This is a genomic window from Gammaproteobacteria bacterium, assembly GCA_035546635.1.
In the GTDB taxonomy this organism is placed as follows: domain Bacteria; phylum Pseudomonadota; class Gammaproteobacteria; order JAURND01; family JAURND01; genus DASZWJ01.
Genome location: DASZWJ010000046.1, coordinates 33,061 through 48,361 on the forward strand (window position 1 = coordinate 33,061; position 15,301 = coordinate 48,361).

General features: G+C 43.9%; 12 protein-coding genes. 3 read left to right on the plus strand and 9 right to left on the minus strand.

Annotation, left to right across the window (positions count from 1 at the left end; genetic code table 11):
- Positions 1 to 289 precede the first annotated feature (289 nt).
- Entirely contained in the window at positions 290 to 1,399 is a 1,110-nt protein-coding gene (locus VHE99_12330; GenBank protein ID HVV69796.1) for a ThiF family adenylyltransferase, read from the plus strand.
- 59 nt (positions 1,400 to 1,458) lie between these two features.
- Here the strand turns inward: VHE99_12330 and VHE99_12335 are convergent, their stop codons facing one another.
- From VHE99_12335 to VHE99_12350, 4 genes are all read right to left on the minus strand, one after another.
- Positions 1,459 to 2,406, minus strand: a complete 948-nt coding sequence (locus VHE99_12335; protein ID HVV69797.1) for an acetyl-CoA carboxylase carboxyltransferase subunit alpha — start codon at positions 2,404 to 2,406, stop codon at positions 1,459 to 1,461.
- A gap of 23 nt (positions 2,407 to 2,429) precedes the next feature.
- Positions 2,430 to 3,419, minus strand: coding sequence for a malate dehydrogenase (locus VHE99_12340; GenBank protein HVV69798.1), 990 nt, complete (start codon positions 3,417 to 3,419; stop codon positions 2,430 to 2,432).
- Positions 3,420 to 3,512: 93 nt separating this feature from the next.
- Positions 3,513 to 4,346 (minus strand): 3'(2'),5'-bisphosphate nucleotidase CysQ, encoded by an 834-nt coding sequence (gene cysQ / locus VHE99_12345; GenBank protein HVV69799.1) that lies wholly within the window; start codon positions 4,344 to 4,346, stop codon positions 3,513 to 3,515.
- A 51-nt stretch (positions 4,347 to 4,397) separates the two neighbouring features.
- Positions 4,398 to 6,155: a hypothetical protein gene (locus VHE99_12350; GenBank protein ID HVV69800.1), complete on the minus strand. Its 1,758-nt coding sequence runs from the start codon at positions 6,153 to 6,155 to the stop codon at positions 4,398 to 4,400.
- 249 nt (positions 6,156 to 6,404) lie between these two features.
- Between VHE99_12350 and hemW the strand changes: the two genes are divergently transcribed.
- Positions 6,405 to 7,556 carry a radical SAM family heme chaperone HemW gene (gene hemW, locus VHE99_12355; GenBank protein HVV69801.1) on the plus strand — a complete coding sequence of 384 codons (1,152 nt, stop codon included), beginning with the start codon at positions 6,405 to 6,407 and terminating at the stop codon, positions 7,554 to 7,556.
- Positions 7,557 to 7,604: 48 nt separating this feature from the next.
- On the opposite strand, the gene VHE99_12360 is transcribed toward hemW, so the two are convergent.
- Positions 7,605 to 8,312: a L,D-transpeptidase gene (locus VHE99_12360; protein HVV69802.1), complete on the minus strand. Its 708-nt coding sequence runs from the start codon at positions 8,310 to 8,312 to the stop codon at positions 7,605 to 7,607.
- 454 nt (positions 8,313 to 8,766) lie between these two features.
- On the opposite strand from VHE99_12360, the gene VHE99_12365 reads away from it, so the two are divergent.
- A complete protein-coding gene (locus VHE99_12365; GenBank protein HVV69803.1) occupies positions 8,767 to 10,110 on the plus strand; it encodes a S41 family peptidase in 1,344 nt (447 codons plus the stop codon).
- Positions 10,111 to 10,298: 188 nt separating this feature from the next.
- On the opposite strand, the gene VHE99_12370 is transcribed toward VHE99_12365, so the two are convergent.
- The 4 genes from VHE99_12370 to ptsP all read right to left on the minus strand — a co-directional run bounded on the left by VHE99_12370 (position 10,299) and on the right by ptsP (position 15,263).
- Positions 10,299 to 11,093, minus strand: coding sequence for a thymidylate synthase (locus VHE99_12370; GenBank protein ID HVV69804.1), 795 nt, complete (start codon positions 11,091 to 11,093; stop codon positions 10,299 to 10,301).
- Positions 11,094 to 11,105: 12 nt separating this feature from the next.
- On the minus strand, positions 11,106 to 11,915 hold the full coding sequence (lgt, locus tag VHE99_12375; GenBank protein HVV69805.1) for a prolipoprotein diacylglyceryl transferase: 810 nt from the start codon (positions 11,913 to 11,915) through the stop codon (positions 11,106 to 11,108).
- Between the two features lie 63 nt (positions 11,916 to 11,978).
- Positions 11,979 to 12,788 (minus strand): sulfite exporter TauE/SafE family protein, encoded by an 810-nt coding sequence (locus VHE99_12380; protein HVV69806.1) that lies wholly within the window; start codon positions 12,786 to 12,788, stop codon positions 11,979 to 11,981.
- Between the two features lie 192 nt (positions 12,789 to 12,980).
- Positions 12,981 to 15,263 carry a phosphoenolpyruvate--protein phosphotransferase gene (gene ptsP, locus VHE99_12385; protein ID HVV69807.1) on the minus strand — a complete coding sequence of 761 codons (2,283 nt, stop codon included), beginning with the start codon at positions 15,261 to 15,263 and terminating at the stop codon, positions 12,981 to 12,983.
- Positions 15,264 to 15,301 lie beyond the last annotated feature (38 nt).

Below are 15,301 nucleotides of genomic sequence, written 5' to 3' on the forward strand. Positions count from 1 at the left end.
ACATCCCTGTACGCTCCTCTTTTTTCATCCATGAAAAAAAGGGTTTGTTTTAGCGGGCGGGGCTGGCAAATTGATTGAGAGCTTACTTGGGTGCTAACCTAAGTTTTGTCATCCGCAAAATAATAGCAGATTGACTGCCACCAGAAGCGAATAATATACCCTTTTCACCCCCTTTGAAAAAGGGGGTGAAAACTCATTCTTGTAGAAGAAGGATTGATAGATAACCAATTTTTCAGCTAAACTTCTTCTCAATAAAAAATCTTAAACTTTCGCAACTTCGATACCCACCATGCCACTTAGCCCCACAGAAACCTTACGTTATTCCCGCCATTTTCCCATTATTTCTCAAACGGGGCAGGAGCGCCTAAAAAACACTGCGGTCTTATGCCTTGGTGCAGGGGGTTTGGGTTGTCCAGCATTGCAATATCTAGCGGCTGCTGGTGTTGGCAAGTTGGGTATTGTTGATAATGATCGGGTTGAAATAAGCAATTTACAACGGCAGATTTTGTTTACTGAAGCAGATATAGGTCTGCTGAAAGCAGATTTAGTCAAACAACGTCTTACAGCACAGAATCCGCATATTGAAATTGTTACCTATCCGTTGCGATTAGTGCGTGATAATGCCGAGCAGTTGATTAGCAGATATGACATCGTGTTGGATGGCAGTGATAATTATCAGACGCGCTACTTGATAAACGATGTGTGTCATATGACTCATAAACCACTGGTTTCAGCCAGTATTTTTCAATTTCAGGGGCAGATTGGCGTATTTAATCAGGTTGATGGCGCTTGCTATCGCTGTTTATATCATTCTCCACCGCCGGTTGAATTAATGCCTGATTGTGCAACGGGTGGGGTGTTGGGGGTATTGCCGGGTATTATGGGAGCGATTGGGGCGGCTGAAGCGATCAAATTGGCATTAGGGCTGGGCAAATCTCTGCAGGATCGATTGTTGACGGTTGATGTACTGGGGATGCAGTTTAAAGAATACCAAGTACATCCTGATCCAGAATGCCCCTTGTGTCAGCATAAGCAGTTATCTGACGAACTATTTGATGCTGCCGCATGCAATGCTGCTGTTATTGTACCTGAAGTGCAGCCCTCACAGTTGGCAGCATGGTTACAGGAGACTGCACCACCGCAGTTGTTAGATGTGCGTGAACCTTATGAACGTGCGATCTGTGACATTGGCGGTGAATTTATGCCGCTGTCGCATTTTGATGTGTCGCACTTAAATCTGGATAAAGAGCAATTGACGGTGGTTTATTGCAAGCATGGTGTGCGCAGTTTGACCGCTGCTAGATTATTGCAGGCTGCGGGATATCGACGGGTGTTTTCTTTGCAGGGCGGAATTATCGCCTGGGCGGAGCAAGTTGCTCCTGAAATAGGGGTGTATTGATATTTCCTAGCTGTCATCCAACTGGACGACAGCTATGCTCAAGATAACATTCAGACAGCCTAAACCCCATAAGACATCAAGCGTTTATAACGCGTTTCCAGCAAATCATTTATCGGCACATCTTTAAATCTGGTCAAACCTTCACTCAACACTTGTTTTAACTTCTGTGCCATCTGATCGACATTACGGTGCGCTCCGCCTAAGGGCTCAGCAATGACTTCATCAATCAGACCTAAGCTCAGCAGACGTTCTGAGGTCAAACCCATGGCTTGAGCCGCCTCCCCCGCTTTTTCTGCACTTTTCCATAAAATGGAGGCACAACCTTCCGGTGAAATCGTGGAATAAATACTATATTGCAACATATAAATCCTATCCCCCACCCCTATTCCTAAAGCACCTCCAGAACCGCCTTCTCCTGTCACCACACATAAAATCGGCGTGCGCAGGCGCGACATCACCGCTAAGTTACGTGCGATGGCCTCACTTTGATTACGCTCTTCAGCGTCTATGCCAGGATAAGCACCAGGTGTATCAATGAAGGTAATGATTGGAAGTTTAAAACGCTCGGCCAGTTCCATCAAACGCAACGCCTTACGATAATCTTCCGGTTTAGACATACCAAAATTTCGCTCCACTTTTTCTTTAGTGGTGCGCCCCTTCTGGTGCCCCAACACGATAACCGGTTCATTCTCAAGACGTGCCAACCCACCCACAATAGTCAAACCGCAAGAAAAATGTCTATCGCCATGCAACTCATCAAAGTCAGTAAATATTCGACTGACATATTCTAAAAAATTAGGTCGCAACGGATGACGCGCCATCTGTACCACCTGGGCGGGCGTGAGCGAAGAAAATATAGAACGGGTCAGATCTTTACTTTTGCCTTCAAGCTTAGAGATTTCCTCAAAAATATTAATCTCGGTATCGGTGCCCAGCCGTCGCAATTCTTCAATTTTAGCTTCCAGTTCAGCAATGGGGCGCTCAAACTCTAGAAAGTTGAGATTCATGGTTTAAATCCTGTGGCAAATGGTTAAATCAGTTTTAGCTGTTTAACAGCTTCCTTTTCTTCACGCAATTCATTGAGAGTGATGGCAATTTTTTCTTTAGCAAAAGCATTGTGTTCAATGCCTGTGATGACTTGATGTTTACCCTCTTTGGTACGTGATGGGAATGAGAAAATTAAACCCTCATCCACGCCATATTCACCCCGGGAGCAAATTGAGACGGAATAACTATCGTCATCAGGCGTGTCATGGATGAGGCGATAGACCGTGCCTATGGCCGCATTGGCTGCTGAACCAGCAGAAGAAGCACCACGCGCTTTGATGACCTCAGCACCGCGTTTTTGCACACTGCTGATAAAGTTGTTTTGCAGCCAGCTTTCATCACCAATGACATCTAGTGCAGAACGGCCATCAAGGGTTGCATGATAAAAATCAGGATATTGCGTGGCAGAATGGTTACCCCAGACAATCATATTTTGGACACCACCTACGCCTAGATTGGCTTTTTGCGCCAACAATGAACGTGCACGATTTTCATCCAGTAACGTCATAGCATAAAAACGCTCACGTGGCACATCTGGGGCGTTGTGCATGGCAATTAAACAATTGGTATTGCAGGGATTTCCCACGACGAACACACGCACATCGGAGGCAGCCTGTTCATTAATCGCTCTACCTTGCTCAGTGAAGATCCCACCATTAATCTGTAATAAATCAGAACGCTCCATACCAGCTTTGCGCGGCACGGCGCCTACGGAAATGACCCAATTGACATCGCGCATGACTTCAAAGACATTATCGGTCGCAACAACATTGCGCAGCAGCGGAAAAGCGCAATCTTCCAATTCCATCACCACACCCCGAAGTGCCGGTAATGCCCCTGGTAATTCCAGAAGCTGCAAGTCTACTTCGGTTTCGCAACCGAACATATCGCCTTTAGCTACGCGAAATAACATCGCATAACCAATCTGCCCCGCCGCCCCAGTAATCGCGACTTTTACTCTAGGTTTTGACATATAATACACTCCTTCTGAATTATTATTGGTATTCATAGCCTGGTTTCTCCTGTGTTCATTGTCATTCCTTCCCGCTAGTGAAGGATGACAGCACTAGTAAATAGCTGGCAATACCGGCCATTTACCCCAAGGCATCAGCGGATGTAAAGCCGCCACATCGCCTATTGCGACAAAGTATGGGTTTAATAACGATTCTTTAGTATTGTAACTTAACCGCTCCCCTTCCAAGTTAAATATACCACCCCTCGCCTGCTCCAGGATACATTGACCCGCTGCAGTATCCCATTCGCAAGTAGCCCCAAACCGCGGACAGAAATCCCCCTGGCCTTCAGCCAACAAGCAAAATTTCCAGGAACTGGATAAAGGTCTAATGGTGAAATCACCCAAGTGCCCAAAACGCCGGCGAGTACGCTCTTCCACCGCCGAATGACTGGCCAGCACCAAGGTTTTACCTCGCTGCCAAGCACGCACCTGTAGCCGCGTTTCCATGCCTTTCGCATCAAGTTTATAAGCACCCCTATCTTGAGCGGCATAATAACACTCTCCAGTCACAGGTACATAGATCAACCCCAAAACAACCTGATGCTCTTTAACCAGCGCGATATTCACCGTAAATTCACCACTGTGTTTGATAAACTGCCGTGTACCATCTAGGGGATCGATCAACCAATATTGCTGCCAATACTGGCGCTCTGCCCACGGTGTTTGTTTGCCTTCTTCAGATAAAATGGGTATGTCGGGCGTGAGCTGTTTAAGACCGGCTATAAGTATGTCATTGGCCTTTAAGTCAGCCTGAGTTAGGGGGGTGTTATCGGTTTTGGTTTGTATGGAATATTGACGGGCCGCCTGATAAATATCAAGTATGGCGGCTCCGGCAGTTTTGGAGAGTAGAATAAGAGAGTTTTGAAGTTGAGATAGATTTGGCATTGCGGGATTTTATCACAACATATCGCAGCTATCCGCAGAAGTTATCTCAAATTACCCAGGTTTACAGGAATCTTCACTTTGTTCTGAATAAGGCGGAGGTAGATCAGCTGCAGGGTCTCTTTTCGACATATCTCTGAATGTATCTGGAAGATGGCTACGGAAGAAGCTACTAAATAATTTCATAGGTTTATCATAAAATTTGGGTTTATCTGCTTCGGCTGCCAGCTCCATTTTTTTCAGCATTAAATTGATATCCGTAGCTAATGCAGGCCCAACGCCTGCACCCTCTAATTCAATCTTAAAGCCTCTTTGCGATTGGTTAAAACGGATATTAACGCCTACTATTCCACAATCTTTCATTTGCTGTACAATTTTCCGTACTTGTTCTTGACCACCACCACTAACAGAAATAATAAGTTTACTTTGAGATGAATTAAAGCTCACCGGTGATGTAGAGAGTCTGATAACACCTTCTTTCTTAGCATTCTGTAAAGTTTCAGCTAAACTAGCCGTAACTTTTTCCTGTATTTCATTTGAAATTTCTACTGAAGTTCTAATAGCTTCAATAGTTTTTTTAGTCACCGCAGGACCACTAATACTAATTTTACAACCATCCCTTGCTTCAGTTATATTCATTGAAAAACCATGAGAACGGAGTAAATCAAGCTGCGATACTGAAGCCTCTTGTTCCGGCAAAGCAAATTTCATTTTTAAATTCTCAACTACGGCTTTCCACTGCTCTTTATTTCCCTCTTTTAAAACTAAAACTATCTCGCCACCTTTCGTTGTTTTTCCCGCATCAGTTAAAACTGGCTCAGCGCTATCTAGTACTTGAAATTTTACTGCAGTATCGCGCGCTTCTTTTATGGTATCTCCAAGCTTGAAAATTAATGTATCTTGTTTGGCGATTTCTTTTTCTCTTGCTATAGCCTGTGTATGTGCTTTTTCCTTTGCCATCATCGCTTCAGTTTTTTCTAGCAAAGCAATCTGTGTATCTAATTGTCTTATTTCCGCAGATAAACAATCATGAAACTGTTTTGATAGCGTCGGTATTTTACCAACGCCTTTATCATCAAATAATACAGGATGATGAGAAGAGCGACGCAATCGATCTACTGCTTGTTTAAAAATTTCCTGTTCAGAAGTCAGTACTTCTGTATCAAATTGATTTTGCAGCTCGGGCTCTTCCATCAATTTTGCTCTTACCTCTGACAGAGGAGAGATAAAACGAGTAAACTCGTCAGCATCTGTATTAACTCCATCTAAAACAACTAACTCAGGAACAGAAATATTTTCCATACCCAGTCTTTTTGCCTGGCCAATAAATCTTTGATATCTAATTTCCCAAATATCACTTTGCGGCAGGAGACTTGAGGATTTATATTTTTCATCCATAACCTCCATACCTTCTTTAACACTTGGCGTTATTGCCCCTCCCAACTTAAGTAAAATATCACCTGTCGGTGTTAGCTGCACGCCGCATTGAGTCGTTTCATGAAATAGGTATTGCGCATCACTTTTAGATTTAGCAACTAGCTTAAAAGGATCTCCCGCAGGATCTTGTTTTAAATAATCCATCACTTTTAATACATCAATGGCTGTATCCAAGCTAACGGCTTTCTTTTTAACGCCTCCTTCTTCCAACGCGTGATAAAATACTTGTCCAGTTTTTAACACAGTATTATCAATTTTTTCTTGACTATTTCCCGTCTCAATAAAAGTTTGTAAATAAAATCTTTGTGCTTTTAATTTTTCTAGCTTACTTAATACACTTGAAGTTTCTTGCTTTTTTTCCATCAAACCTGACATATTTACCTCAATCGCTCTTAATTATTTACTATGCTTTATAGCTTGAAAATGCCTATCCCCTACTTAATTTATCTCTAATTTTGGCATGTTATTCTTATGAAAATATTAAGTATTTTTCTTAAAAAAATTTTCTTTAGTAAATAAAACTTAAGGGTGCATTAAATAATGCGCGCGCAATCGAGCAAGGACGGATTGAAAATATAATTCGATCCCTGTACAGTCATGCGACACTCAAATTCAGAAACCTTTATGCAGAACATAATTCACCCTATCCCACTCTCTCTTTACATCCACATCCCCTGGTGCGTAAAAAAATGCCCTTATTGCGATTTCAATTCTCACAATCTCAAAACTGCAATACCTGAAACCGACTACATCAACGCCTTAATCACAGATCTACAACAAGATTTACAACAACTCCCCATCATGGGACGAGAAATCCATAGCGTCTTTATAGGCGGCGGCACACCTAGCCTTTTGTCACCAGATAGCGTGGCTAAATTACTCGAAGAAATACAAAAACATCTGCGCTTCACTAAAGAAATAGAAATCACCTTGGAAGCTAATCCAGGCACAGTTGAGCAATTGAAATTTCAAGGATTTAGGGAGGCAGGAATCAATCGATTATCTATCGGCATCCAGAGTTTTAATTCTGATAAACTCAAAGCCTTAGGACGCATACATGATGGACAAGAAGCTATCAAAGCAGTAGAAGCCGCACAGTGGGCAGGATTTACAAATTTTAATCTGGATTTAATGTATGGTTTGCCACAACAAAATGTCGCTGAAACTATCTATGATCTAGAAACCGCACTGACACTTAACCCGACCCATCTTTCCTGGTATCAATTGACCTTAGAAGCAAATACAGCGTTTTATCATCATCCTCCGCCTCTGCCTACTGATGATGTGCTATGGGAAATGCAGCTTGCAGGCCAAGCATTTCTTGCATCCCGAGGATTTCATCCCTATGAGATATCCGCTTACAGCCACGACCTGCCTTCTCAACATAATCTAAACTATTGGCATTTCGGAGATTATCTAGGAATAGGTGCAGGCGCACATGGAAAAATAACGGATTTGTCTAACCACACTATCACCCGCACATGGAAAACCAAGCACCCTAAAGCTTATCTGGATGCAGCAACGCCATTTATTACGGGACAAAAAAACTTATCTCGAGAGGAAATTCCGCTAGAATTTATGTTGAATGCACTGCGCCTGTATCAACCGATCGCACTAGATTTATTTACTCAACGTAGTGGATTACAGATAGATGCCGTTTTGACACAGCTAAAAACAGCGAGAGCACGTGGTCTTTTAGATTTCGATGATTCGATGATGGTGACCACAGATTTAGGCAAACGCTATTTGAATGATTTACTGCAGATTTTTTTATAAAGTAAAGGCTGTCATCCTTCGCTTACACTCAGGATGACAGCCTTTGGATTACACCGGGCTATAATACGGCTCGATAATCACCTTCGTCGAACCCACCTTAACAAAATTATGATTCAACCATTCCGCATCTTCAGGAAACATACGCACGCAGCCATGACTGGAGTTAGAACCCGGCACTTCATCTGAACCATGTAACGCATAACCCCCATGAAAATGCATACAATAAGGCATATGTGCGCCCCCCTTAGGATAGGGAAATTGCGAAGAAATGCAATCGGCACCTTTTTTATCATACACCGTAAAAGTACCTGATGGCGTACGGCAATGGCTGCCTTCGCCATTAGGACAATCACCCATACCAGCAACGGCAGGCCCCCAGCGCACCAATGTGCCATCACTGTCATAAGCTGCCCAAGCCAGTTGGTTAGGATTGACTACCACCTGTTTTTGCCCCAAATAACCGACATTTTGCTTAAATGGTGAAATACTCATGGGATCGAGATTTAGATTATTCGGTACTGCGATAATCATGCCGGGACGTAAGTCCGTATTCATACGATTTAAGCGCATGACCAAATCACGTTGTTGCGGATCCGGCCATAAAGATTCCCAGCTGTCATCTGCATGCACTCTCATGCAAGTCACAGCCGCATCACTGTCACACAGCCGTGCACCATAACGCGCACCATAAGCATTCATTGAGAATACCAAGACCGTAACCGCAGTTACCAATAAAGTCAGTATTATTTTTTTCATGCATTAGTCCTCCTTGGTTTTTGCCGTTTAAAACATCCTTGTTTTAGGCAATGGTTTCACTACCTGATTGAAGTGTGATCCTTGGAACTTTTCAGTCGATTTTTCCAAAATCTAACTGCTCACCCCCGGGGTAGCTGGTTTTTAGAATAGAACCTAGGCAAATTTGACAATGGAAATTCTCACGAGCCGTTTCAATCTTGTAGATGAATCGTTATGTTTTTAATCCCCTATTTCTCGTATAGCTCACGTTTGAAAATTTTTCCTGTTCATGAGGTAAAATATTTTGCTTGACATAAGTACTTAAGCGTTTGAGATTTAGTAAAAAATTCCTGAAACCCATATAAAAAAGGTATATAATCTTTTTTTATGGTCTCAAGGTGACCACTGTATCCTTCCTTTTTCAAAGGGGAGAGCAGTTACGTCTCAAAGACAAAACCGATTTGCGGAGAATTTTGTGCGCTTCACCAGAAAGATATTAATCGCTTTTTTTGGGCTATGGATTGGCCTGTTTTGCCTAAACATCACCTATCCGGCCTTGGCGGATGAGGCTTCCCTAGATCAGAAAAACAATACCATTAACCTCCCACTTAAAGACATTCAGCGCTTAGCAACGGCTATTGCGCAGATCAAACGCTATTATGTAGAACCGGTCAACGATGACAAATTGTTTAACTACGCAATTGCCGGCATGCTTTCCAACCTGGACCCGCATTCAGATTTCCTCGATGCAGATGCCGTACAAGATCTGCAGATGGCCACTACCGGAAAATTCGGTGGTATTGGTATTGAAGTAATACCTGAAAATGGCTTCATTAAAATCATCAGCCCAATTGATGATACCCCTGCTTTTAAAGCGGGTGTTAAAGCCGGCGATTTGATTGTGCGTATTAATGGCAAACTGGTGGGCGACCTGACACTGCGTCAAGCTATTGATCTAATTCGCGGCGACCCGGGCACCAAAGTACATTTGACTATCTTGCGCAAAGATACTAAAAAACCTCTGGAATTCGATCTCACTCGAGAAATTATTAAAATCCAGACCGTAAAAACCCAGCTCCTGGACAATCAGTATGGCTATATTCGCTTGTCGTTCTTCCAGAATGAAACCAAAGACGATTTAGTGAACGCCATTAACAAACTTCAAAAGCAGGCAAACGGACATCTTGCGGGTGTCATCCTTGATCTACGTGATAATCCCGGCGGCTTGCTGGATTCCGCGGTCGATATCACTGATATGTTTTTAGATAGTAAACATCTTAAATACGGTGGCTTAATCGTTTACACCAAAGGACGCATCGAAAGCTCTGATATTAAAGCCGTAGCAGATGGCAGTGATATCCTGCATGGACTGCCTATGGTGGTCTTGATAAATGGCGGCTCGGCTTCAGCATCTGAAATCGTGGCCGGCGCATTGCAAGATCAAAAGCGCGCCACCCTTGCAGGCGAGAAGAGTTTTGGTAAAGGCTCTGTACAGACGGTATTACCCATCGATAACAACTCGATGATAAAGTTGACAACCGCGCTTTATTACACCCCCTCGGGTCGCTCTATCCAGGCCAAGGGCATTGTTCCAGATATCGCTATACCGGATCTGCAAATTCCCAAGGCCAACCAAGAAGATAGCGGCTTAATGATTACCGAAGCCGATCTGAACAAACATTTGACTGATAACAGCACAGCTGCACAACCGACCCCAGGACAAGTGCAAACAGATGGGAAAGTGGAAGATTTGTTATACAAAGATTTTCAGCTGTACCAAGCGCTGAATATATTGAAGGGGATTACTTCGGTTAAGTAGTAGAGCTATCCAAACAACTGTAACTCCCTCTCCCGTTGTGGGAGAAAAAATGTCCTCTTTAAGCCCTAGCTTTTTTCCTTCTCCCTTTTTGGGAGAAGGAATTAATGGGAAACTTATTTATTCACAACGCCCTCACCAGAAGGAAGGTTGAAATAAGTTACACGCAATTTGAAGAGATTACTCAGAACCTACACAGCAACCGGCGCCTTAATCACCGGATGATGCTGATAATCTATAAATTCAAAATCTTCAAAATCATAACCCGCCAACGTCTCAGGCTTACGTTTAATTATCAATCGCGGCAGTGCATACGGTGCCCTAGCCAATTGCAAATTCACCTGGTCTAAATGATTCTTATAAATATGGCAGTCTCCACCCGACCAGATAAAATCCCCCACCCCCAAGCCACAATGCTGCGCTATAATGCAAGTCAAAAGCGCGTAAGAAGCAATATTAAACGGCACACCTAAAAACGCATCTGCGGAACGTTGTGTCAATTTACAAGATAATTTGCCTTCCGCCACATAAAACTGGAACAATAAGTGGCAAGGCGGCAATGCCATTTTATCTAACTCACCCACATTCCAAGCACTGACAATCAGACGGCGCGAATTAGGATTATCTTTTATCTGTTGCACAACCTCCTGCAATTGATCGATCACTCGCCCATCCGCTGCCGGCCAAGAACGCCATTGTCGACCATACACCGGACCCAGGTCCCCATTCACATCCGCCCATTCATTCCAAATAGTTACCCCACGATCATTCAAATAACGCACGTTCGTATCGCCACGCAAGAACCACAATAACTCATAGATTATACTTTTTAAATGCAGCTTTTTAGTCGTTACTAAAGGAAAACCCTGAGCAAGATTAAATCGCATATCATAGCCAAAAACACTGATAATCCCAGTGCCCGTACGATCATCCTTTGCGACACCACAATCAAGGATATGTTGTAAGAAATTTAAATAGGTTTGCATAATAAAAAAGCTTTAATTTGTTTGTTGGAGATGCACATCACCATTTTTGCGTTTATATGCTAAAACCATTAACACGACACCTAAAATAACCATAGGCACCGAAAGCACTTGCCCCATAGTCACCCAACCCAATGCCACAAAACCCAACTGCGGATCAGGCTGGCGGAAAAACTCAATAATAATACGAAAAACCCCATACCCGATTAAAAACAACCCAGATACTGCCATGGTCGGACGCGGCTTGGCTGAATAAATCCATAAAATCAAAAACAACGCCACCCCTTCCAGTAAAAACTCATAAATAACCGAAGGATGACGTGGCGGTGGCCCAATGGCAGGAAACACCATACCCCAGGGCACATCCGTCACTCTTCCCCAGAGCTCACCATTAATAAAATTACCAATACGCCCCGCACCCAAACCAAAAGGCACAACTGGCGCTAAAAAATCTCCAACGGCAAAAAAACCTTTATGATTTCTTCTAGCAAAGATCCAGAAACTGATGATAACGCCTAGCATGCCACCATGAAACGACATTCCACCTGTCCATATCCGAAAAATGGTCAATGGATTAGCTATAAAAGTCGGAAAATCATAAAACAGCATGTAACCTAAGCGCCCACCAATGATGACGCCACAAGCTGAATAAAAAATCAGATCATTGACTTGATCTTTCGTCCAGCCACTATTGGGGCGCTTGGCACGCCATTGGCATAACAACCACGCTGCGGCAAAACCCACCAGATACATAATGCCATACCAGTGAACTGCCAAAGGACCAATCTTGAAAGCGATTGGGTTTAAGTGAGGGTACATTAGCACAATTATTTACCTTTTATATAAAAGCCCCCTTTGAAAAAGGGGGAAGGGGGAAGACTTAGCAACTCAATGCAACAACATCCCCAATCCTAATATCAGAAGAAAAGCCGCAAAAAATTGCCGCAGCCGCTCAACCGGTAGACGATACGACCAGGCTGCGCCCAAGGCAGCAAACAAAGGGCTACCCATTGCGATAGCCAATACGGCCGGCCAATACACATAACCCGTATTCCAGGATACAGACTGAATACTGGGATCAAACCATCCTGTCATCATAAAACCAACAGTCCCTACCAGGGTAATCACCACCCCACAGGCAGTTGAAACCACCATGGCTTCACGAATAGGCGTTTTAAAGTAAGTTAAATAGGGGATAACCAGCGGTCCGCCACTTGTACCCAATAACCCTGAAAATATGCCTATGAACAAAGAGGCAAGCCAGCGATTGACAGTCCCTGGCAATCCTTGCTCTTTACTTTCTCGAAAACGAAAAAATGTCTGCGCTGAAACCAGTATGATAAATACCCCAAACAGTACTCGCAACACATGACTATGTAAAAACCTGGCTAAAACCGCACCCGTTATCACACCCAAAGCAATGCCAGGAATCAGCTTAAAAAGCACATCCCACGATAGGGAGGACTTATGATACTGTATCCGCAACGAAAAAAGCGTAGTCACAATAGTCGCAGCCAGTGAGGTACCTACGACAAAATGCATCAATGAATTAGCCGGAATGATTTTATGAGCAGAGAATACAAACGCCAAAGCTGGCACCACCACAACAGACCCGCCTACTCCCAACATACCCGCAAATGTTCCCGCAACGGCACCTATCAAAAGATATTCTACTATCGTGTAAATATTCAATAGCATTGATGATTGGCTCAATAGGTTAATTTTCTGCGCAACTACACAGCTACACTCTCCCCCTTTGAAAAAGGGGGATTAAGGGGGATTTAAAAAGAGATGAAGTAGCTATTTTTGGACTTGTAAGTAACATCAAAACTCTTTAAATCCCCCCGCAGGTCTTACGACCTACGACCCCCTTTTTCAAAGGGGGTGATTCTATCGTCCAGCGCGCATTAATCCGCCAAGACCCGCTTCTTCCAACGCCAACTCCATATGATTACGGATTTCAATCGCATCATCCATCACCAATACTTCTTCCAACAGCTGTTTAGCACGCTTGAGGGTAAATTTCCTGATAACCCATTTTATACGCAGAAGACGCGTAGCATTCATACTTAAAGTATCAAAACCGATCGCCAACAACAAAATAACTGCTACAGGATCGCCTGCCATCTCACCACAAATACTTACAGTTTTACCTTCACGGTGCGCTCCGGCCACCACCTGCATTAAGGCACGCAAAACTGCCGGATGCAAACTATCGTATAAACCGGCCACTCGCGCATTATTACGATCGACCGCCAATATATATTGCGTCAGATCATTGCTACCCACCGATAAAAAATCTACGCGTTTAGCAATCACCTGCGCTTGATAAACCGCAGAAGGCACCTCCACCATCACCCCTATTCTCGGCATTTTTACCGCAAACCCTTCCATAATGGTCTCTTCATAGGCTTGTTTTAACAAGCGTAACGATTCTTCAACTTCTGAAACCGTGGTCACCATAGGGAACATAATCTGCAAATTATCCAGACCGACACTGGCTTGCAACATCGCGCGTATTTGCACTAATAAAATTTCAGGATGATCTAGCGTCACGCGAATGCCACGCCAACCCAAAAATGGATTATCCTCTGCCACTGGAAAATAAGGCAGATCTTTGTCTCCCCCTACATCCAAGGTACGCATAATCACCGGGCGTGGCGAAAAAGCTTGTAATAATTGCCGATAAATCACCCGCTGCTCTTCTTCACTGGGGAAGCGATCACGTGTCATAAACGGCACTTCAGTACGATATAATCCTACACCTTCAGCGCCAATGCTCAATGCAGTACCCACATCGGGTGCAAGACCGGTATTAACATATAATCCGACACTATAACTATCCAGCGTTTTCCCAGGCAAATCGCGCAAAGCTTCTAGTTCTTTATCGAACTCTTGTTCTTCGCGCATCAACGCCATAAATTCATTGCGTAATGCCAAAGAGGGAGATCGGTAAACCTGGCCATAATAGCCATCAACAATCAATTCCTCGCCTTCCAGCTGCGGCACTTTAATCCCAGATACACCCAACACCGTAGGTACACCTAATGCGCGCGCTAAAATAGCCACATGCGAATTAGTCGAACCACGTGCTGACACGACACCAGCCAACCGTCCTTCAGGCACCTCAGCCAGCGAAGCCGGAGTCACATCTTCACCCACTAAAATCGTTTTTTCTGGGAAACTCGGCGCTCTGCCTCCTTCACGTGCTTGCAAATGGAACAGCACCCGTTCAGCCAAATCTTTAAAATCAGAAGCGCGTTCCTGTAAATAGGGATCATCCATGGATTCAAAACGTGCAATATGTTGCTCAGTCACACGCTTTAATGCCCCTTGCGCCCATTGGCCATTGCGGATTTCTTGGATGATTTCGCTGACTAAGCTTTCACTATTTAAAATACGCAAATACACATCAAATAGTGCACGTTCTTCATCAGGCAGACCTGCACTCGCAATATTATCGCCTAGATGAGCAATGCTATCGCGGGCGTTTTGCAGTGCTGATTTCAGCGTTTCAATCTCAGCATCTATTTCTTCAATTTCTATTCTGCGTTCAGGAACCGCATTCAAATCAGCCAAGGGATAAACCACAACGGCTGTACCAATCGCAACGCCAGGAGCTCCCGTAATACCGCTTAAAATGACTTCTCTTAAAGGTGCACCATGCGAGCGATTAAAGTCTTGAATAGCCCCTACGGCCACTGAATGGGCAATGGTACCCGCCAATTGCGCAGACAGTGTCACTAAAAAGGCTTCTTCTGCTTCATCAAAGCAACGCGATTCGCGCTGGAAAACTACCAGCACGCCCAACACCTGCCGCTGATGGATAATAGGAACGCCTAAGAAAGCATTGAGTGATTCTTCGCCTAAACCTGGAAATCTGACATATTTGGGATGCGATGAGGCATTCTCTACATTAATCGGTTCAGCACGCTCTCCCACCAATCCGATTAGACCTTCGCCTAATTTTAATCTGACTTTACCAATTAAGGCTTTATTCAAGCCCTCTGTCGCAACTAAGGTATTTTCGCCACGTTCTTCATCTACGAGATAGACGCAGCAAGCTTCCGTACCCATAGCCTCATTGATTTCATGCACGACAATATCCAACGCTTCAGGTAGATCCTGAGCGGCATTGACTTCTTGTATGATGCGGCGCAATGTTTTCAGCATGCGGCTACCTGGATATTTAACAACAAAAAAACGACCAC

Bases quoted from the DNA above. Each gene is read 5' to 3' on its own strand.
- VHE99_12330 (HVV69796.1), top strand. From the start codon at position 290: ATGCCACTTAGCCCCACAGAAACCTTACGTTATTCCCGCCATTTTCCC.
- VHE99_12335 (HVV69797.1), bottom strand. From the start codon at position 2,406: ATGAATCTCAACTTTCTAGAGTTTGAGCGCCCCATTGCTGAACTGGAA.
- VHE99_12340 (HVV69798.1), bottom strand. From the start codon at position 3,419: ATGTCAAAACCTAGAGTAAAAGTCGCGATTACTGGGGCGGCGGGGCAG.
- cysQ (HVV69799.1), bottom strand. From the start codon at position 4,346: ATGCCAAATCTATCTCAACTTCAAAACTCTCTTATTCTACTCTCCAAA.
- VHE99_12350 (HVV69800.1), bottom strand. From the start codon at position 6,155: ATGTCAGGTTTGATGGAAAAAAAGCAAGAAACTTCAAGTGTATTAAGT.
- hemW (HVV69801.1), top strand. From the start codon at position 6,405: ATGCAGAACATAATTCACCCTATCCCACTCTCTCTTTACATCCACATC.
- VHE99_12360 (HVV69802.1), bottom strand. From the start codon at position 8,312: ATGAAAAAAATAATACTGACTTTATTGGTAACTGCGGTTACGGTCTTG.
- VHE99_12370 (HVV69804.1), bottom strand. From the start codon at position 11,093: ATGCAAACCTATTTAAATTTCTTACAACATATCCTTGATTGTGGTGTC.
- VHE99_12380 (HVV69806.1), bottom strand. From the start codon at position 12,788: ATGCTATTGAATATTTACACGATAGTAGAATATCTTTTGATAGGTGCC.
- ptsP (HVV69807.1), bottom strand. From the start codon at position 15,263: ATGCTGAAAACATTGCGCCGCATCATACAAGAAGTCAATGCCGCTCAG.